Origin of the sequence: Empedobacter brevis, assembly GCF_965118635.1 — a bacterium.
Taxonomy (GTDB): domain Bacteria; phylum Bacteroidota; class Bacteroidia; order Flavobacteriales; family Weeksellaceae; genus Empedobacter; species Empedobacter brevis_A.
The window spans coordinates 162,733-181,523 of sequence record NZ_CBCPHV010000006.1; the positions used below are offsets into that span (position 1 = coordinate 162,733).

Annotated in this window: 16 protein-coding genes and 2 tRNA genes; 12 read left to right on the top strand and 6 right to left on the bottom strand. The window is 29.9% G+C overall.

From position 1 onward, the window contains the following. Nucleotide 1: 1 nt before the first annotated feature. Nucleotides 2–1,237: a 2-oxoglutarate dehydrogenase complex dihydrolipoyllysine-residue succinyltransferase gene (gene odhB, locus ACMHJW_RS10000; RefSeq protein ID WP_413533351.1), complete on the top strand. Its 1,236-nt coding sequence runs from the start codon at nucleotides 2–4 to the stop codon at nucleotides 1,235–1,237. A 73-nt stretch (nucleotides 1,238–1,310) separates the two neighbouring features. Here the strand turns inward: odhB and ACMHJW_RS10005 are convergent, their stop codons facing one another. After that, nucleotides 1,311–3,623 carry a TonB-dependent receptor domain-containing protein gene (locus ACMHJW_RS10005; RefSeq protein WP_413533271.1) on the bottom strand — a complete coding sequence of 771 codons (2,313 nt, stop codon included), beginning with the start codon at nucleotides 3,621–3,623 and terminating at the stop codon, nucleotides 1,311–1,313. 229 nt (nucleotides 3,624–3,852) lie between these two features. On the opposite strand from ACMHJW_RS10005, the gene ACMHJW_RS10010 reads away from it, so the two are divergent. Next, the gene (locus ACMHJW_RS10010) at nucleotides 3,853–5,322 is read left to right on the top strand and encodes a helix-turn-helix domain-containing protein (protein ID WP_413533272.1); all 1,470 of its coding nucleotides are present in this window, start codon (nucleotides 3,853–3,855) and stop codon (nucleotides 5,320–5,322) included. A 31-nt stretch (nucleotides 5,323–5,353) separates the two neighbouring features. Here ACMHJW_RS10010 and ACMHJW_RS10015 read toward each other — a convergent pair whose 3' ends face one another. The 3 genes from ACMHJW_RS10015 to mtaB form a co-directional block, all read right to left on the bottom strand. Further along, on the bottom strand, nucleotides 5,354–5,956 hold the full coding sequence (locus tag ACMHJW_RS10015) for a porin family protein (protein WP_413533273.1): 603 nt from the start codon (nucleotides 5,954–5,956) through the stop codon (nucleotides 5,354–5,356). A 106-nt stretch (nucleotides 5,957–6,062) separates the two neighbouring features. Then, nucleotides 6,063–6,593, bottom strand: a complete 531-nt coding sequence (locus tag ACMHJW_RS10020; RefSeq protein WP_413533274.1) for a DUF4136 domain-containing protein — start codon at nucleotides 6,591–6,593, stop codon at nucleotides 6,063–6,065. 109 nt (nucleotides 6,594–6,702) lie between these two features. Beyond that, nucleotides 6,703–8,040, bottom strand: a complete 1,338-nt coding sequence (mtaB, locus tag ACMHJW_RS10025; protein WP_413533275.1) for a tRNA (N(6)-L-threonylcarbamoyladenosine(37)-C(2))-methylthiotransferase MtaB — start codon at nucleotides 8,038–8,040, stop codon at nucleotides 6,703–6,705. A 59-nt stretch (nucleotides 8,041–8,099) separates the two neighbouring features. Between mtaB and ACMHJW_RS10030 the strand changes: the two genes are divergently transcribed. From ACMHJW_RS10030 to mtgA, 3 genes are all read left to right on the top strand, one after another. Further along, complete coding sequence (locus ACMHJW_RS10030) at nucleotides 8,100–9,683, top strand: ABC transporter substrate-binding protein (RefSeq protein WP_413533276.1); 1,584 nt, start codon at nucleotides 8,100–8,102, stop codon at nucleotides 9,681–9,683. 231 nt (nucleotides 9,684–9,914) lie between these two features. Further along, entirely contained in the window at nucleotides 9,915–11,498 is a 1,584-nt protein-coding gene (locus ACMHJW_RS10035; RefSeq protein ID WP_413533277.1) for an FMN-binding glutamate synthase family protein, read from the top strand. A gap of 109 nt (nucleotides 11,499–11,607) precedes the next feature. Next, the gene (gene mtgA, locus ACMHJW_RS10040) at nucleotides 11,608–12,279 is read left to right on the top strand and encodes a monofunctional biosynthetic peptidoglycan transglycosylase (RefSeq protein WP_413533278.1); all 672 of its coding nucleotides are present in this window, start codon (nucleotides 11,608–11,610) and stop codon (nucleotides 12,277–12,279) included. Between the two features lie 41 nt (nucleotides 12,280–12,320). Here the strand turns inward: mtgA and ACMHJW_RS10045 are convergent, their stop codons facing one another. Continuing rightward, nucleotides 12,321–12,806 (bottom strand): N-acetyltransferase, encoded by a 486-nt coding sequence (locus ACMHJW_RS10045; RefSeq protein WP_413533279.1) that lies wholly within the window; start codon nucleotides 12,804–12,806, stop codon nucleotides 12,321–12,323. A gap of 33 nt (nucleotides 12,807–12,839) precedes the next feature. Next, nucleotides 12,840–13,595: a glycerophosphodiester phosphodiesterase family protein gene (locus ACMHJW_RS10050; RefSeq protein ID WP_413533280.1), complete on the bottom strand. Its 756-nt coding sequence runs from the start codon at nucleotides 13,593–13,595 to the stop codon at nucleotides 12,840–12,842. Between the two features lie 171 nt (nucleotides 13,596–13,766). Between ACMHJW_RS10050 and guaA the strand changes: the two genes are divergently transcribed. The 7 genes from guaA to ACMHJW_RS10085 all read left to right on the top strand — a co-directional run bounded on the left by guaA (nucleotide 13,767) and on the right by ACMHJW_RS10085 (nucleotide 18,788). Next, a complete protein-coding gene (guaA, locus tag ACMHJW_RS10055; protein WP_413533281.1) occupies nucleotides 13,767–15,299 on the top strand; it encodes a glutamine-hydrolyzing GMP synthase in 1,533 nt (510 codons plus the stop codon). A gap of 72 nt (nucleotides 15,300–15,371) precedes the next feature. Next, nucleotides 15,372–15,941, top strand: a complete 570-nt coding sequence (xpt, locus tag ACMHJW_RS10060; protein WP_413533282.1) for a xanthine phosphoribosyltransferase — start codon at nucleotides 15,372–15,374, stop codon at nucleotides 15,939–15,941. 80 nt (nucleotides 15,942–16,021) lie between these two features. Beyond that, nucleotides 16,022–17,194, top strand: coding sequence for a hypothetical protein (locus ACMHJW_RS10065; RefSeq protein WP_413533283.1), 1,173 nt, complete (start codon nucleotides 16,022–16,024; stop codon nucleotides 17,192–17,194). Nucleotides 17,195–17,339: 145 nt separating this feature from the next. Next, a tRNA-Gln gene (locus ACMHJW_RS10070) sits at nucleotides 17,340–17,410 on the top strand. Between the two features lie 92 nt (nucleotides 17,411–17,502). Then, nucleotides 17,503–17,573 (top strand) — tRNA-Gln (locus tag ACMHJW_RS10075). Between the two features lie 81 nt (nucleotides 17,574–17,654). Continuing rightward, a complete protein-coding gene (locus ACMHJW_RS10080; protein ID WP_413533284.1) occupies nucleotides 17,655–18,197 on the top strand; it encodes an RNA polymerase sigma factor in 543 nt (180 codons plus the stop codon). Nucleotides 18,198–18,239: 42 nt separating this feature from the next. After that, nucleotides 18,240–18,788 carry a C40 family peptidase gene (locus ACMHJW_RS10085; RefSeq protein ID WP_413533285.1) on the top strand — a complete coding sequence of 183 codons (549 nt, stop codon included), beginning with the start codon at nucleotides 18,240–18,242 and terminating at the stop codon, nucleotides 18,786–18,788. The last annotated feature ends 3 nt before the right edge of the window (nucleotides 18,789–18,791 follow it).

Sequence of the window (18,791 nt, forward strand, 5' to 3'; positions counted from 1 at the left end):
AATAGATATGTTAGAAATGAAAGTCCCATCACCAGGGGAATCAATCACAGAAGTAGAGATTGCTACGTGGTTAGTAAAAGACGGTGATTACGTAGAAAAAGACCAAGCAATAGCAGAGGTAGACTCAGATAAAGCAACATTAGAATTACCAGCAGAAGAAAGTGGAATTATTACTTTAAAAGCTGAAGAAGGTGATGTTGTAGAAGTAGGACAAGTTGTTTGTCTTATTGATACATCAGCTGCTAAACCAGAAGGAGGAAGTGCACCAGCTGCAGAAGCACCTAAAGCGGAAGTTAAAGAAGAAGTAAAAGCTGCTCCAGTTGCTACACCAGCACCTGCTGCTCCAGCTACGACTTATGCTACGGGAACTCCATCTCCAGCTGCTAAAAAAGTTTTAGATGAAAAAGGTATCGATGCTTCTCAAGTAAAAGGATCAGGACGTGACGGACGTATCACTCAAGATGATGCTGTACGTTTTACTCCAGCTATGGGAACAGCTCCAATTTCTGGAAACCGTTCTCAGTCTGAGAAAAAATTATCTTCATTACGTCGTAAAATTGCACAACGTTTAGTTTCTGTTAAAAACGAAACTGCAATGTTAACAACATTCAACGAAGTTGATATGTCTGCAATTTTTGAATTACGTAATCAATATAAAGACGAATTCAAAGCTAAACATGGTGTTGGTTTAGGATTTATGTCTTTCTTTACAAAAGCTGTTACACGTGCATTAGAGTTATATCCAGATGTAAACTCTATGATTGATGGTGATTACCAAGTGAAGTTTGACTTTGCTGACGTTTCTGTTGCTGTATCAGGACCAAAAGGTTTAATGGTGCCAGTAGTACGTAACGCAGAAAACTTAACTTTCCGTGGTGTTGAGCAATCTATTAAAGATTTAGCGATCAAAGTACGTGACGGAAAAATTTCTGTTGATGAAATGACAGGAGGTACATTTACAATCACTAATGGTGGTGTATTTGGATCTATGATGTCAACTCCAATCATCAACCCACCTCAATCAGGTATCTTAGGTATGCACAATATTGTTGAGCGTCCAGTAGTCAAAAACGGACAAATCGTTATTGCTCCAATGATGTATGTTGCTTTATCTTATGATCACCGTATTATTGACGGACGTGAATCTGTAGGATTCTTAGTTGCGGTTAAAGAAGCGGTAGAAGATCCATTAAATGTATTAATGGGAGGAGATGCTAGAAGAGCTTTAGAATTGTAATACAAAAAACATTCTAACAATCCATAAATTGAAAGCCATTCGTAAGAATGGCTTTTTTATTTTTACATCGAAATTATCTAATCCTATTCTCTTCTTCATTTACTTTATTCTCTTTCGAGATCGATTTATTTAGTCTACCAAAATTATATTTAATACCTAAAGAAAATTCTTGATAATCGACTAAAAATAAATTCTTAGAACTAATTTTATCATAATTCAATGTTTCGCTAAACTTCATTTGTTTGAATAAATCATTGAAGCGAATTGAAAAATCCACGTTTTTATATGATTTTGTCAATCCAAGATTAATCATTACTTGAGAATTTCGATCATAAATTCCTTCTGTTCGTTTGCTTAACCAATAACCATCAACCATAAAATTGAAATCTTTTCCTAATTTGAAATTGTGATTTGAATAGAAATAGATGTACGGAGCAGATTTATTGAGTATAGCTTTCGAATCAAGAATTTTATTGTAAATCATGGCTAAACTAATTTGTGTTGACCAAAATTTATATTCAAAAGGAACATCCAAACTAATTGAAAAATTTTTTTCTTTTTCAAAATTTACCGTGGTAAATATTGATACATTTCTCACATTATCATAAATCAATGTGTAATTCATCGGATTTTTACTTTGATAATACGTTACGTTCATATTCCATTTTTTCAATGAATAATTTGCCGAAAATGTGTTAGTGTAAGTTGGACGAATATCAAAATTTCCGCTATATTCGATATAAGGACTTCCGTACAAATTCCCAGAAGAAAGATTGCTGTAATTCGGTCTGTCAATTGTCCTTTTATAATAGATTGTCAGTGCATTTTTATTCTCAAAAGTGTAATTTATTTCTGCATTCGGAAACCAATCGATGTATTTTTTATCAATATCCGAAAGTTGTTTTATTTCATCAAAACCTTTAGAATTGGTTGTTTCTGTTCTTAATCCAACTTTATAATTCCATTTTTCATAGTTTTTTGTGTATTGTAAATAGGCTGCTAGATTCAGTTCTTTGAAATTATAAAGAAATTCTTCTGATGATTCATTAGGAAAAAACGTTTGATTAGTTGTTTCTGATTTTGCATGCGTAAAACGTCCACCAAATTCAATTTTTTGGTCTGATTCAAACTTTTTCTCAACATCAAATTTCCCTGCAAAAACCTTAAGACGATATTTTTGATAGCGCGATTGATTGTATTCTACATCATTTTCATCCATCTTATTGTAAAAATCATACGTTGTTCCTGTATTATAAATCGTGTATTGTAAACCTGTTAAAATACTTGCGTCAATTGACTTAATATTTTTATTGTAATTCATCAAAGTATTCACAAGATTTCGGTGATTTTCATTATCATTTAATGTTAAAATAGATTGATTTTCATTATTTTCTGAGTATGCTGTTTTGGTGTAGATCAAACCTTTATCTTTTCTAAAATTCGAATGAATAGCGAATGAAAGATAATCTCCAGCTTCATTTAATTTTTGAAAAAAGTTTGTGTTTACAATAAAATGTGGACGTTTAGTTTGAGATTTTATGAAATAATTGGATTGAATATTTTTGTCTTTTACTCGATAATCAAATCCATTTCCTTCCCACGGATTTAATTGATTATAAGAAGTGTTCAATTTAAACTCGCTTTTATTTTTACGAATTTGAAAAGTCGAATTGAAATAATTATTAAACTTCCTTTTGAAAGATAATGTTTCTTGTAAAGTTAATTTTAAACCTTCTTTTTTACTTTTTTTAAGGTTTATTTTTATGACAGACTTTCCATTTGCTTCATATTTCGCAGAAGGATTTTTGATAATCTCAATCGATTTTATGTCTTCAATTGCTAAGTTCGAAATGGTCGAAAAATCAACTTGCTGATCGTCCAAATATAGCAAAGGATTTCCTTTTCCTATAATGGTCAATGTTTCTTGATCTGCGCCTAAGATGACATTTGGTAATTTTGAAAATAATTCTTTGGTTGTAGCAAGTTTATTGAAATTTGAATTAGCGACATCGATATTATAATTGCCATTTTCTATTTTAAAAGTTTCTTTTTTTCCATTGATTACAACTTCATCAATTTGCACAGCTTCATCAATATTAAAGAGAAATATTTTATTTTCATTTAAATAAAAAGGTTCTTCATCTTGAATTTTATTGTTGTAAATAATTGAAATTGAATAAGTTTTTGGATCTAAATTTTCAAAGTTAAATCTTGAATTTTCAGTTTCGATTGTTTGAATAACATTTTGAAATTCATCGTACAAAATAACTTTTATGTGAATTGCTTTTGCTTCATTTTCTAATGAAATATTTCCTGTAATCGAATATGTTGCTTGCGCAGAAGCAAAAGAGCTGATCAAAATGAGAATTAATTGTAAAAATTTCATAATAAAATTGTGTTAATTATTGTTTTACTTACATTTAGCAGAAGTAAAATTTTTGTTTGAACAATTTTAATTTATATTTTTAAATGTTTTTCATCAACTTGGTGTCAAATGATAATTGTTTACAATATTATTTAAATTAAACAAATACAATATGTTACGCTTTATAATTTCCGGAAATAGATTTCTTAAATTTGTCATAATTATTCTGTTCATATTCAGTTCAGTAAACATGTTTGGAAAAACAGAAAATGGTAAAGTTGAATTTTTGCGTGAAAAAAATAATGAATTAGTCGAAGAAAATCTTCGAATGATAGATTCTACTATCTCAGTAGCATATCGATTGGATGATAAAGTTGTTTTGGGTGAAGCTTATATTGAAAAAGGAAATTATTTTTTGGAGCAACGTAATTACAATAGTGCATTGAAAAATTTTACTATTTCGAAACAGTTATCAACCGAAATAAAAGATGATTTTACATTTTATTCTTCTCTTGTAGGAATAGCAAAAGCAAAGGAAAATCTGTATGAAATAAAGGAGTCTATAGAGTTGTATGAAGCTTCTTTGTTATATTTCGAAAAACATAAACAGCAGTCAAAATCCTTCAGTATTTATCTTTCAATTCTTGGGAAATTGTCTTATTTGTATAGCAAGACAAATCGGCTGAATAAAAGCAATTATTACAATAAAATTGAGTTGTCTGAAACGGTTGATACAGCAAATTATCACTATGCTTTAAAGAATAAAGGTATTATTGATTTTTACAAAAAAGATTATTATTCGTCATTTAATACGTTGAAAAAAGCGCAACGAGTTTTTTGGAAGCAAAATGATATCAAATGGTATGTGATTTCGGAACAATTTTTAGGTGAAATTTTATATCAACAAAAGAGAAATAAAGAAGCTATTGCCTATTTTAAAAATGTTGTGGAATTCTCGAAACAATATAAAATTCTTGATGAAGAATTACGACTTTCTTATGAACGAGTAGTTGAATACAACGAGAAGTTTGGCAATAATCGTGATAAACTATTAGCTGTAAATAATTTATTGTCTTTTGATAGTTTATTTTATTTGGCTGATCATACTGTTTTGAAACCAAATCTCGAAAAATATGAAAATACATTTCTGAAAACAGAACGAAATTTATTGAAAGAAAAAAATCAAAGCTTTAAAAGAATTTCATTTTTTTGTTTAGTAGCAATCTTAATTTTTAGTGGAATTTTCTTTTATAAAATGAATCAAAATCATCAAAAAAAGAAAGAATATTTACAAAAATGTCTTGATGAAATTTCAATAATTGAAACTGAAATTACGCAAGGAAATCAATTAGAAAAAACTAAATATGAAGTTATAATAGATGAAGATTTTGAACAAAGTTTACAATTATTTGAAGAACAGAAACTGTTTTTAAATCCAAAAATTTCGTTGAATGATTTGGTTAAGGAATTGAATGCTAATCGAACAATTGTATCAAATTATATTAACCGTTCTAGGTCCAAAAATTTTAATCAATATATTAATGAATTGAGAATTAATCATCTTTTGAATCGTTTAGTCGATGAACCATATCTCAAAAAATATACAATTGATGCTTTAGCTGAGGAAACAGGTTTTAATTCAAGAAAAACTTTTTCGGATGCGTTTTTAGATCATACAGGATTTCGACCTTCTAATTTTATTAAAAACTTATCAAAATAAAAAAAACCGCTATAAAGCGGTTCTTTTTAATCTATTTAATGAAATACGTTATGCCTAGAGTTAGAAATGAAGAACGATTTTTTCCATTATCCCAATTTTTAAAATCATATGTATCGATTAATCCATATTGATATCTAAGGTTGAACTCAATTTGTCTATTAATAGAATATCCTCCACCAAGATTAAATGCAAAATCGAATGATTTTGGAACATTGTTTTCTTTTTCAGGTTCTCCTTCATCAAATTTTTCAGATACTTTAAAACCTAATTGAGGACCAGCTTCCACAAAGAAATCTTTTCCTTGATCATCAAAATAATATTTATACATAATCGGAATATTAATATAGTTTAAGAAGGCTTTATATTTTTTTCCTCCCTCTTTATATAAAGAATATTCTCCTTGATTTGTATATAATACTTCTGCTTGTAAATAATGATTTTCGTTTTTTGTAGTTAATGGATATTTAGCAACAGCCCCAACTAAGAATCCAATTCTTTCTTTAGAAACACCATGGACAATGGTTGTGTTACTAAGTCCAGCACCTCCTTTTACCCCAAATTCAAGTTGAGCAAAAGAAAAAGTTGATAAACTTAATAGAAATAAACTTAATAGATTGGTTTTAAAATTTTTCATAAGTTATTGTATATATTTTAGCAAAATTAAAGTTTTTTTCGATACAAACTTCATTTCATAAAAAAAGCTCTTCAACTGAAGAGCTTATATCATTATTTTATAAAAATTATTTTTTTGGTTGAGGCGGAAATTTAGCTAAAATTTCTTGAATTGCTTTAGGTATCCTTTCTGCTTTTGCACTAATATTGCTCAAATTTAAATCAGAACCAACGCCTTGCCAAACTAAGATATTACGTTTGTCATCAATAATATCTACAATAATTGTTCCTGCTTGATAAGAAGAAACACTATTCCCTCCGTAAAATCCGCCATAATAACCATAAGGTCCGTATCCCCAGTTATTATTATTTACAGAAATTTGTTCTTTCGAACTTGTCAATAAGTTGATTACTAAATCTGCATCAGAACTTACTTTTGTAAATCCTTTCGTAGCCATTTGTGCATCAATTGATTTGATTAATCTATTTTTATCCAAATCATTAACTTTTAGTTTGTCTAATCCTTTTTGATGAAAAGAATAAGTTTTATATCCTGAAAAGTTTGTTGATCTGTCGTAATCTGTACTTACTTGGACTGTTCCACAACTTGTTACAAATAGTGACAACAAAATTATAAAAGTAAAATGTATAATTTTCATGACCTTGATTTTTTGTTTAAAACTACAATTATTATTCCTAAATGTAAAAGTAAAATAAAAAAAAGAAGCTTGAAATATTCAAACTTCTTTTTAACTAATATTTACAATTTTAATTTGCTAATTCTAGCTCTTTAATTTTTACTTCAACAATACCATTGTGATTGATTCTTGTTAAATCTACAATTTGGGTTTTGTTGACCAATTCTGGGTTATAATCTGTCTGAACTTTCACATAATTTTCTGTAAATCCAAACATTTTTCCATCCTTATTATCATGTTCCCAAAGTACTTTTTGAGTAGAATTTAATTGAGATTGATAAAAAGCTTGACGTTTTTTCTCCGATAAAATTCTCAACATTTTATTGCGACGTTTACGCTCACTTTGCTCTACAATTCCTTCAAATTCTATTGCTTCTGTATTATCTCTTTCAGAATAAGTGAAAACATGCAAATAACTAATTGGTAATTCATTCAAGAAATTATAAGTTTCCATAAACAATTCTTCTGTTTCGCCTGGAAAACCAACGATAACATCTACACCAATACATGCATTTGGCATAACTTCACGAATCTTTGTAACGCGATCTAAATAAAGATTAGATAAATAACGACGTTTCATTTTTTTCAAAATTTCATCGCTACCAGATTGTAAAGGAATATGGAAATGTGGAACAAAACGATTGCTGTTTGAAACAAATTCTATTGTTTCATTCTTCAATAAATTTGGTTCAATAGAAGAAATTCTGATTCGTTCTATCGCTTCAACTTGATCCAATTCTTGTACCAATTCTAAAAAAGTATGTTCGTGTTTTTTATTCCCGAATTCACCTTTTCCATAATCACCAATATTTACACCAGTTAAGACAATTTCTCTGATTCCTTTTTCTGCAATTTCGTTTGCATTTTTGATAACATTTTCAACTGTATCTGAACGCGAAATTCCACGAGCTAAAGGAATTGTACAATATGTACATTTGTAATCGCAACCATCTTGCACTTTCAAGAAAGCGCGCGTACGATCTCCGATCGAATAAGAACCAACGTAAAAATCGGCTTCTTCAATCTCGCAAGAATGTACAATTGTTTCATCTTTTTTATTGATATCGTCTAAATATTCAGCAATATTAAATTTTTCTGCAGCTCCTAAAACTAAATCAACACCTTCCATTTCCGCAATTTCTTGCGGTTTCAACTGCGCATAACAACCTACAACGACAACAAAACCTTCTGGATTTGCTTTCATTGCATTTTTCACAATTGTTCTGCATTCTTTGTCTGCATTTGCGGTTACCGAACATGTATTGATGACGTACACATTCGCAGAATCTGTAAACTCAACTTTCTGATAACCATTATCTTTCAAGTTTCTCGCGATCGTTGAAGTTTCAGAAAAATTAAGTTTACATCCCAATGTATGAAATGCAACTGTTTTAGTTTGATTATTCATAGCTGCAAATTTAAGAAATTATCCATAGTTTTGAAACATAAATAAATCAACTATTAAAAATGACTAAATACTTTATCTACATCATGTTATTCGTTTCGATATTTTCATGTTCGAAGAAAATTGAAATCGATGAAAACAAAGTATTTAAATTAAATCGTTACGATAATATTTCTTCTTTAGATCCTATTAATGCACGAACACAAGCTAATACTTGGGCATGTAATTTGATGTACAATAGTTTAGTTAAAATTGATAATGAATTAGAAATTAAACCTGATATTGCAAAATCTTGGACAATTTCTGAAGATGGAAAAACGTATTCTTTTATATTGAGAAATAATGTTTTTTTTCATAAACATGAAGCCTTCGGAAAAGATTCGACACGAATTGTAAAAGCTTCGGATTTTGAATATAGTTTTAATCGACTAAAAGATCCAAAAGCTGGCGGTTCTGGCGGTTGGATTATGAATAATATTGATTCGTATAAAGCAATAAATGATACACTTTTCGTGATTAAATTGAAAGAAGCTTATCCTGCATTTTTAGGATTAATTTCAATGAAATATGCTTCTGTTGTCCCGAAAGAACTGTTCAAAAATGGTAATGAAGAATTTTTGAAACATCCAATTGGAACAGGACCTTTTCAATTTAAGATTTGGGAAGATAATGTAAAAATGGTTTTTAGAAAAAATCCAAAATATTTTGAATTTGATGAAAAGGGAGAACGTTTACCTTATTTGGAAGCGGTTAATTTATCTTTCTTGCCAGAGAAAAATTCTGAATTTTTAGAATTAATAAAAGGAAATTTAGATATGATGGCAGATTTAGATCCTTCTTATAAAGATGAGATTTTAGATCCAATCGGAAATTTGAATTCAAAATATTCAAATATTTTAACCATTCAAAAAGTGCCTTATTTAAGTACCGTTTATTTATGTTTTTATCTTGATGCGCCAAATGCTGTTGATTTGAAATTGCGCCAAGCGTTAAATTATGGAGTTGATAAAAGTAAAATCATAAAATATATGATGAAAGGTCAAGCTTTTGAAGCAGATGGAGGTTTTATACCAAAAGGTTTACCAGGTTATTCTGCCGAAAGTGGTTATCAATATTCTCCTGAAAAAGCACGCGAATTAATCAATAGCTATAAAAAATCGCAAGGAAAAATTACACCAATAGAGTTGACAACTGTGCAAGAATATGTTGATGTTTGCGAATATATTGCTGCAGAAATGGCAAAGTTAGGTTTGCCAATAAAAGTGAATGTTGTTCCTGGACCAACCATGCGTGATGGAAAAGCAACAGGGAAATTTACACTTTTTCGTGCAAATTGGGGAGCAGATTATCCAGATGCAGAAAACTTTTTGTCTTTATATTATTCGAAAAACTTTGCGCCAGAAGGTCCAAATTACTCACATTACAAAAATAGTGCGTTTGATAAAATGTATGAACAAGCGTTTTTGACTAATAATCCGGACGAACGTGCTAAACTTTATCAAAAAATGGATGCATTGATGATGCAAAATGCTCCGATTTTACCATTATTCTATGATCAAACAACGTTATTTTTAAATAAAAAAGTGAAGAATTTTTCGATGGGACCAATCAAATTGTTAGATTTAACAAGAGTTTATAAACAATAATTCTTTTGACATTCTACCGAAAATTTGAATATCTTTTAAAGAAAACTGAATAATTTTTCATTTTATTTTACGACATTAGATAATTGTTAACTTATTTGAAATAATCAGTTTTCTCTATCGTTTGAAATCAATATTTTAAAAGAAATTATTTCAAAAATAAAGGAGTTAAACCGAGTTTTTTAGATATATTTGACACCAAATTTTTAATCAAAATCATTTAAATTTTTACTTATGAAAGTAAGACAACTTTTCGTAGTAGGATCTATCGTTACTCTAGTTGCAATTGGAGTAATTTCTTATTTTTGGCCAGGGATTTTATGGTCTTTAATAATTGTTCTTCCATTGATTGCTTTAGGCATTTCTGACATCACACAAACAAAACATGCGATCAGAAGAAACTTTCCTATAATTGGACATGGTCGTTATTTATTAGAAAGTATTCGTCCAGAAATTATGCAATATTTTGTTGAAACGGATACAGAAGGTAAACCAATTGACCGTTTGATGAGAAGTATGGTTTATCGTCGTTCTAAAAACGTGATAGATACTGTTCCTTTCGGAACACAATTAGATGTTTACGAACCAGGTTACGAATGGTTGAATCATTCTATGTACGCAGGAAAAATAAAACATGCTGATGATCCTCGTGTAAAAGTTGGTGGAAGTGAATGTAAACAACCTTATTTAGCAAGTTTGTTAAACATTTCTGCAATGTCTTTCGGTTCATTAAGTGAAAATGCTGTATTAGCAATGAATAAAGGTGCTAAATTAGGTAACTTTGCTCATAATACAGGAGAAGGAGGGATTTCTCCATACCATTTACAACCAGGAGGAGATTTAATTTGGCAAATTGGGACAGGATATTTTGGATGTCGTGCAAAAGACGGAGGATTTGATCCTGATAAATATGTAGAACGTGCTACATTACCAAATGTAAAAATGATTGAGTTGAAAATTTCTCAAGGTGCAAAACCAGGACACGGAGGAATTTTACCAGCAAATAAAAATACACCAGAAATTGCAGCAATTCGTGCTGTAGAACCATATACAACTGTTGATTCTCCACCATCTCACTCAGCTTTCTCTGATGCAGAAGGAATGTTACATTTTATCAAGCAATTGAGAGATTTATCAGGAGGTAAACCAGTTGGATTCAAATTATGTATTGGGATTAAACGTGAGTTTATTGAGATTTGTGAAGCAATGATCAAAACTGGAATTAAACCAGATTATATTGCAATTGATGGAGGTGAAGGAGGAACTGGAGCCGCGCCTGTAGAGTTTTCAAACTCTTTAGGAATGCCTTTATTAGATGGTTTAGCTTTCGCTGTTGATACATTACGTGGATATGGTCTTAAAAAAGATATTCGTGTTGTAGCTTCTGGAAAAATTATTTCTTCTTTCCATATTGCTCGTGCAATGGCAATCGGAGCTGATTTAGTTTATTCTGCTCGTGCTATGATGATGGCCGTTGGTTGTATTCAAGCTTTACAATGTAATACAAATACATGTCCAGTTGGTGTTGCAACACAAGATCGTGAATTGATGAAAGGATTGGATGTACAAGATAAAGCAACTCGTATGTATAATTTCCATAAGAAAACAATGCATATTTTATCTGAATTAATTTCTGCAACAGGAGTTAAATCTCACAGAGATTTTAATCGTTCGCACGTTAATTTACGTATAGATAATACACGCATTATGTCTTACGATCAATTGTATCCAATTGTAGAAGAAGGTGCATATATAGGAATGTCTGTTGAAGATGTTTTAGAAGAAATTAGAGTTCGTACATTAAGTAAAGTGAACTAAAAAAAAATTATAAAATTGACTAAAAAAGCAATCCAATTTTGGATTGCTTTTTTATTTTCAAAATTCAATAAATCGTATAACTTTGTCTTTATAATTTATAAGAAATAAAATGTTTAAATTCATTCGTAAGATTATACTTTATCTTTTTATAATTCATCTTGTATATATTGTAGTCTTGAAGTGGATTAATCCTCCATTTACGATTACACAAGTTCAACAAGGTTTTGAGCAAGGAAAATTTAAGCGAGATTATATTGCTTATGATGAAATGGGAAGAAATATAAAATTAGCAGTAATAGGTTCCGAAGATCAAAAATTTCCTGTTCATAATGGTTTTGATATAGATGGAATTCAAGAAGCAATCGAAAAGAATAAAGAAGGAAAAAAACTTCGTGGGGGTTCTACGATTTCTCAACAAGTAGCAAAAAATGTATTTTTGTGGCAAGGCAGATCTTGGTTGAGAAAAGGATTGGAAGTTTATTTTACATTTATGATCGAAAAAATTTGGGGAAAACAACGTATTTTAGAAATGTATTTGAATACTTCTGAAATGGGAATTGGTGTTTTTGGAGTTGAAGCAGCTTCAGAATATTATTTTAATAAGCCCGCAAAAGATTTAACAAAAAACGAAGCAGCTAGAATTGCAGCAGCTTTGCCTTTACCTCGAAAATATAATGTAAATCCGCCTTCGCCTTTTATTAGTAGAAGAGCAAGTCATATTGAGCGACAAATGCGAAATATACAAGGAAGCCCAGATTTAGAAAAGATTTTAGGAAAATAAAATAGAAAAGAGAAGTTTCAATAACTTCTCTTTTTTTGTTTTTATAATTCTTTCCAATTAATTTTTACCGCAGATATTTTATCCAATTCCAAACGAGTTTCAGAAAGTAAATCGAAATCATTTTTCAAATAAAAGTCCAAAGGAGAACGATAAGGTTCGTCATTCGCTTTACGATCTTTTTCATGGTCAATAACCCAACCATTAAGCTCAGTTGAAAAAGTCTTTAATCGATTCAAAATTTTGCTTCCCAAACCAATTTTATGCAATTCGCTCTCAACAATTATGGCAAACCATTTTTCATAATCTCTTTCAAAAGTTACTGCCCAACCTCGCATTTGATTATTCTCATCAACAGCAAAAAAGTGTTTTGCATCAATCAAACTATTTAGGTAATTTTCGGCATTGTTAAAATTTTCAAAAGCCAGATTTATGGGGTATTCGTTGTTCCATATGTTGAAAATATATTCTTTGTGAATTTGGTTTAATGTTGTAAATGAATAGATTTCGAACGAATTAAGTTCAGACATAAAATGATTTATTATTCTGCTAAATATACTAAATTATTTAGTCAAAATTTCTTTTAAAATCAAAGGTTTATCAGTTGTGATATAATCTACTTTCAAATCAATCATTTCCTGCATAACTTTAGGATCATTAACTGTCCAAACATTTACTAATAAACCTAAGTCTTTTGCTTCTTTCACCCAATTAGGATTTTTCTGAAATACTTTATAATAGTAGTCAATTCCATCCCAATTTCTAGCTTTTACTTCTTTAGGAGATAAATCGCCATTCAAATAAGTAACATGAAATTCTGGCGCGAGTTTTTTAAACTCATCACAAATATTTTGACTAAAAGATATAATCTCAACTTGTTGTTCTATTTGATGTTTTTTTATGGTTTCGATTGCTTTTTTTACAGCACGATCTTCATTCTCTTTTGATGAATGAGGTTTTAGTTCAAAGATTAATTTTACGTTTTTATTCTGTTTTCCCTGAGCAAAATAATCTTCTAAAGTTGGCATATTCTCGTTATTTGCCAATTTTAAATCTTTTAGAACAGCAGAATTTGTCTTTTCTATCGTATAACCTTTATAATGATCATCATGATTTACCATCAAAACATCATCAGGAGTTATTAATACGTCAAATTCAGAACCATAAGCACCAATATCTTGTGCAGATTTTAAAGATTGGATTGAATTTTGAGCATTATTTTCAGTATCCCAGTAACCGCGATGAGCGATAATTTTTTGAGCATTTGCCATATTAGTAAACATAAAGGTTATTAAGGCAGTAAATATAATTTTTTTCATAATGAGTTGTTTTATGTCAGTAAAATTATTTTGTTTAGTATTTATAGAGGTTATCTAAATATTAAGAAATTAAAATAATCACAGATAAATATAGTAGAAAGAATTAAATTTTGAATGGAATAAATTGTGAGTGCGCCGAATTTCACTTAATTTTGCACAAAGACAATCACAATGACGCAAGGAATTATTATTTTAGATTTTGGCTCGCAATACAATCAGTTAATTGCTCGCCGAATTCGAGAATTTGGAGTTTATACTGAAATTATTCCCTACAACACTTCGATCGAAGAAATCAAAAAACACAATCCAAAAGGAATTATTTTATCAGGAGGTCCATCTTCAGTTTTTGGAGATGAAGCAGCTTTGGTAGAAAAAGAATTATTCGAAATAGGAGTTCCTGTTTTAGGAATTTGTTATGGAATGCAATTGATTTCTCATTTATTGGGAGGTGAAGTAAAAAAAGGAGAAAAAGGAGAATACGGAAAATCAGAATTAACAGTTTTAGCACAAAATAGTTTATTTGAAGGTGTTCCAGAGAAATCGACAGTTTGGATGAGTCACTTCGACGAAGTGATGACCGTACCAAACGGATTTACTATTTCAGGAAAATCTAATATTGATATTGCGGCAATCGCAAATGAAGATAAAAAGATTTTTGCTGTTCAATTTCATCCTGAAGTTACGCATTCAGAATTTGGATCAACAATGTTAGAAAACTTTGTTTTCGGTATTTGTAAAGCTGAAAAGAATTGGGTTTTAAAAGACTTTATCGAAACTGAAATTGCTCGTATCAAGGAAGTTGTTGGAGATAAAAAAGTAATTTTAGGACTTTCTGGAGGAGTTGATTCTTCTGTTGCTGCAGTTTTAATTCATCGTGCCATTGGAGATCAATTAACATGTATTTTTGTTGATACTGGTTTATTGAGAAAAGATGAAGGGAAAAAAGTAATGGAAAATTACGGAAAACACTTCAATATGAACATCAAAATGGTTGATGCTTCAGAACGTTTCTTAACAAACTTGAAAGGAATTGACGAACCAGAAGCAAAACGTAAATCTATCGGAAAAGATTTCGTTGCTGTTTTTGATGAAGAATCAAACAAATTTGAAGATGCAGCTTTCTTAGCGCAAGGAACTATTTATCCAGATGTGATTGAATCTCAATCTGTAAAAGGACCTTCTTCAACAATAAAATCTCATCACAATGTTGGTGGATTGCCAGAAGATATGAAACTTCAATTATTAGAACCTTTACGTGAATTATTCAAAGATGAGGTTCGTAAAGTTGGAGTAGAATTAGGAATTCCGCGCGAATTAGTTTACCGCCATCCTTTCCCAGGACCAGGTTTAGGAATTCGTGTTTTAGGAGAAGTAGACAAAGAAAAAGTACGTATTTTACAAGAAGCAGATCAAATTTTTATTGACGAGCTTTATGCGCACAATTTATACGACGAAGTTTCTCAAGCTTTCGTAGTTTTATTACCAGTGAAATCTGTTGGAGTTATGGGAGATGAACGTACTTACGAATATACAGCAGTTGTTCGTTCTGCCAATACAATTGATTTTATGACAGCAACTTGGTCTAAATTACCTTATGAATTCTTAGAATTAGTTTCGAATAGAATTATCAATGAGGTGAAAGGAATTAACCGTGTAGCTTACGATATCAGTTCAAAACCACCTGCAACTATTGAGTGGGAATAATTTGAAAAAAATATATTAAAGCCAGCGAATGTGCTGGCTTTTTTTCTATGTAAACTTTAAAAAATTAAATTAATGGAACTTTTAAAAGAAAGAATTTTGAAGGATGGAAAAAGTTTCGATGGCGGAATTTTAAAAGTTGATAGTTTTATCAACCACCAAATGGATCCTGTTCTGATGAAAGCAATTGCATCTGAATTTGTACAAAGATTTTCAGATTTAAAAATAAATAAAATCATCACAATCGAAGCTAGCGGTATCGCTCCAGCAATTATGGTAGGATTAGAATTAAATCTTCCAGTCGTTTTCGTGAAGAAAGCGAAGCCAAAAACAATGGCAGATTTCTATACTTCACAAGTTTATTCTTATACCAAAGACAGAACTTATGATGTTTGTGTAAGTAGCCAATTTTTAAATGAAGATGACAATGTTATTTTTATTGATGATTTCTTGGCAAACGGAAATGCTGCATTAGGTGTCGAAGATTTAATAAAACAGGCAGGAGCAAATCTTTTGGGAATGGGATTCATTATCGAAAAATCTTTTCAGGAAGGTCGTCAAAGATTGTTGAATGAAAATATTAGAGTTGAATCTTTGGTTAGAATAGCATCTTTAGGAGATAATTCAATCAATTTCACTGAATAATACATAATCTATAAAAGTAAAAAAGAAGCCAAATTATTTTGGCTTTCTTTTTGCTTAAAAACAACAAAAACTCAACTATAATGAAAATAAAATTACTTGTTTTTACTCTTTCTCTACTTTTCCTTACAAATTGTAATTCCTATAAATCAGCAAGCACCGCTTTGATTTCTGGAAACTTTCAACAAGCATTTGAGCAATCTACGCAAGCTTATTTCAAAAATCCGTCAGAAAAAAATGGAATAAAATATGTTCCTTTAATTTTTGAAGCTTATCAAAAAGGACAGCAAGCAGACGAAAATAGATTAAAAGAAATAGAATTACTTACAAATTCTTCTAAATACGAGGAAGCTTATCAAATAATTTCTCGATTACAACAAAGACAGAAAACTATTTCTGGAATTAATGGAAGAATGATTAATGGAAAAAATTATAATTTTAAGATTAAAGATTATTCTTCTGCTTATAAAACGATTCAAGAGAAATACGCTCAGTTTTTGTATGATGACGGAAAATCATTTCTTGATCAAGGAGGGAAGTTGAATGCACAAACAGCTTATCAAAAATTTGAATTGTTAGAAACAGTTTATTCAAATTTCAAGGATACAAGAAGTTTAATGAGTAGCGCACGAAGCAAAGGAATGTATAAAGTTTTAGTACAATTGATAAATGAAACTGAAGTTGTTATTCCAAAAATGTTAGAAAGAGATTTATTAGATTTTAATTCATATGGATTGGATTCTAGATGGACAGAATTTTATACAGGAAAACTAAATAGCTCTTATGATTATGTGATTCAACTAAGTTTTGAAACAATAAATGTTTCACCTGAAAGAGAAAAAATTGAAGTTCATAATTTTGAAAAAACAATTGTAGACGGAAAAGAAGAGTTGGTACAAGATGGAAAAGTTGTAAAAGATAAAGATGGAAAAACAGTAATGGTCGATCGTAATATTATTGTAAAAAGTCGTTTCGAAGAATTTAAACGAATCAAAGAAGCTGCAATCACTGCCAGATATTATTTAATAGATAATCAAAGAGAACAACAAATGGAATCTAAAACTTTAGTAAGCCAATTTATCTTTACAGATTTTTATGGAAATTATAAAGGCGATCGCCGTTCATTGGATCGAGATTATTTGAATATGTTAGATAGAAGACCTGTCCCTTTTCCTTCAAATGAACAAATGATTTTTGATTGTGGACAAGATTTGAAACGTAAATTTAAGAATGAAATCATTCGTATGAAGATTTAATAAAAAAAATGTAAAAAATTTAATTGTTTTTTAAAATTCATTTTCAATATCTTATCCTAGTAAACGTCTGTTTTAGCTAAAAACTTGTAAAATTAGTTTTGGAGAATAAAAAAACCTTTCTATATTTGCACAGCAATTAAGACATAGACCCATGGTGTAACGGTAGCACATCGGTTTTTGGTGCCGCTAGTTGGGGTTCGAATCCCTGTGGGTCTACAAAAGTCTTATGCCTCGATAAGCAATTGTTGAGGCATTTTTATCTAACTTAGTTAAGTAAAATAATTGTAAAAATTGAAATAAAATTAAACAGACCCATGGTGTAACGGTAGCACATCGGTTTTTGGTGCCGCTAGTTGGGGTTCGAATCCCTGTGGGTCTACATATTTTAAGCTTCAATATTATATTGGAGCTTTTTTTTTTACCATATATTTTTTTATATTTATAGGAATTGATTTATTAAATGACATTAGAAGATATTATTTTAGAAGCTAAAAAAGGGAAACGAAACGCTCAAAATGCAGTGATAGAGGTTTTGTGGAACAAAGTTCATCATTATGTATTTTCTAAAATCAAAAACGAAGAAGAAGCCGAAGATATCGCTATTGAAACATTCACAAAGGTTTTTACAAAATTGAAATTATACAACGAAGATTTTGATTTTACAACTTGGGTGATTTCTATTGCGCATAATACAATGATAGATCATATCAGAAAATCTCAAAAACTCAATATTTCTCTTGATGATGAAACAAAATTTCTTGAAATTTTAGAAGATCACCCTTCTCCAGAAGAATATCTAATTTTAAAACAAGATAATGATAAGCTAATAAAAGCAATTGCTAAATTGAGACAGCCTTATCAAAAAATTATCGAATTGAGATTTATTGAAGACAAAACTTATAAAGAGATTGCTGAGGAACTAAATTTGTCTTTACCAAATGTTAAAGTTCGACTTTTAAGAGCTAAACAATTGTTAACAGAGGTGATGCAAAATAATATTTAGTAAATTTATTCGTTGGATAACTAAGAATAAACCTAAACAACAATGAAGAAGCTTATATATCTTACAACAATTATTATCACAAGTTTCATTTTGACGTCATGTGGAAGTAGTAAAGTAACTTCTTATAAGAAAACGGATTCTAAAAAAGTTTACACTTCTTCAAAATCTACAGAAGTTTATCGTTCTAAAAATACTGATGTTAGTGCTCCTCGTGATGTAAATAAAATCCTTAAAACTGCAAAATCTTATATAGGAACGCCATATAAGTATGGAGGAACTACCAATAAAGGCTTTGATTGTTCTGGATTGGTTTACGTAAGTTTTAAGGAATTGGATTTAGAATTGCCTCGTCGTTCTAGTGATCAAGCAGAATATGGAAAAGAAATTAAGATTGAAAATGTTAAAATTGGAGATCTGATATTTTTTAATACTTCCGGTAATTCAATCTCTCATGTAGGTATTGTTGAAAACATAAATAACGATGGATCAATTACTTTTGTGCATTCATCAACTTCAAAAGGTGTAATAATTTCTTCGCTTGACGAAAATTATTGGAAAACTAGATTTGTAAAAGCCGTTAGACTTTTATAACTT

What these genes read in the sequence shown, in the direction of transcription:
- ACMHJW_RS10005 (WP_413533271.1), bottom strand. Translation starts at nt 3,623, where the DNA reads ATGAAATTTTTACAATTAATTCTCATTTTGATCAGCTCTTTTGCTTCT.
- ACMHJW_RS10010 (WP_413533272.1), top strand. Translation starts at nt 3,853, where the DNA reads ATGTTTGGAAAAACAGAAAATGGTAAAGTTGAATTTTTGCGTGAAAAA.
- ACMHJW_RS10015 (WP_413533273.1), bottom strand. Translation starts at nt 5,956, where the DNA reads ATGAAAAATTTTAAAACCAATCTATTAAGTTTATTTCTATTAAGTTTA.
- ACMHJW_RS10020 (WP_413533274.1), bottom strand. Translation starts at nt 6,593, where the DNA reads ATGAAAATTATACATTTTACTTTTATAATTTTGTTGTCACTATTTGTA.
- mtaB (WP_413533275.1), bottom strand. Translation starts at nt 8,040, where the DNA reads ATGAATAATCAAACTAAAACAGTTGCATTTCATACATTGGGATGTAAA.
- ACMHJW_RS10030 (WP_413533276.1), top strand. Translation starts at nt 8,100, where the DNA reads ATGACTAAATACTTTATCTACATCATGTTATTCGTTTCGATATTTTCA.
- ACMHJW_RS10035 (WP_413533277.1), top strand. Translation starts at nt 9,915, where the DNA reads ATGAAAGTAAGACAACTTTTCGTAGTAGGATCTATCGTTACTCTAGTT.
- mtgA (WP_413533278.1), top strand. Translation starts at nt 11,608, where the DNA reads ATGTTTAAATTCATTCGTAAGATTATACTTTATCTTTTTATAATTCAT.
- ACMHJW_RS10045 (WP_413533279.1), bottom strand. Translation starts at nt 12,806, where the DNA reads ATGTCTGAACTTAATTCGTTCGAAATCTATTCATTTACAACATTAAAC.
- ACMHJW_RS10050 (WP_413533280.1), bottom strand. Translation starts at nt 13,595, where the DNA reads ATGAAAAAAATTATATTTACTGCCTTAATAACCTTTATGTTTACTAAT.
- guaA (WP_413533281.1), top strand. Translation starts at nt 13,767, where the DNA reads ATGACGCAAGGAATTATTATTTTAGATTTTGGCTCGCAATACAATCAG.
- xpt (WP_413533282.1), top strand. Translation starts at nt 15,372, where the DNA reads ATGGAACTTTTAAAAGAAAGAATTTTGAAGGATGGAAAAAGTTTCGAT.
- ACMHJW_RS10065 (WP_413533283.1), top strand. Translation starts at nt 16,022, where the DNA reads ATGAAAATAAAATTACTTGTTTTTACTCTTTCTCTACTTTTCCTTACA.
- ACMHJW_RS10080 (WP_413533284.1), top strand. Translation starts at nt 17,655, where the DNA reads ATGACATTAGAAGATATTATTTTAGAAGCTAAAAAAGGGAAACGAAAC.
- ACMHJW_RS10085 (WP_413533285.1), top strand. Translation starts at nt 18,240, where the DNA reads ATGAAGAAGCTTATATATCTTACAACAATTATTATCACAAGTTTCATT.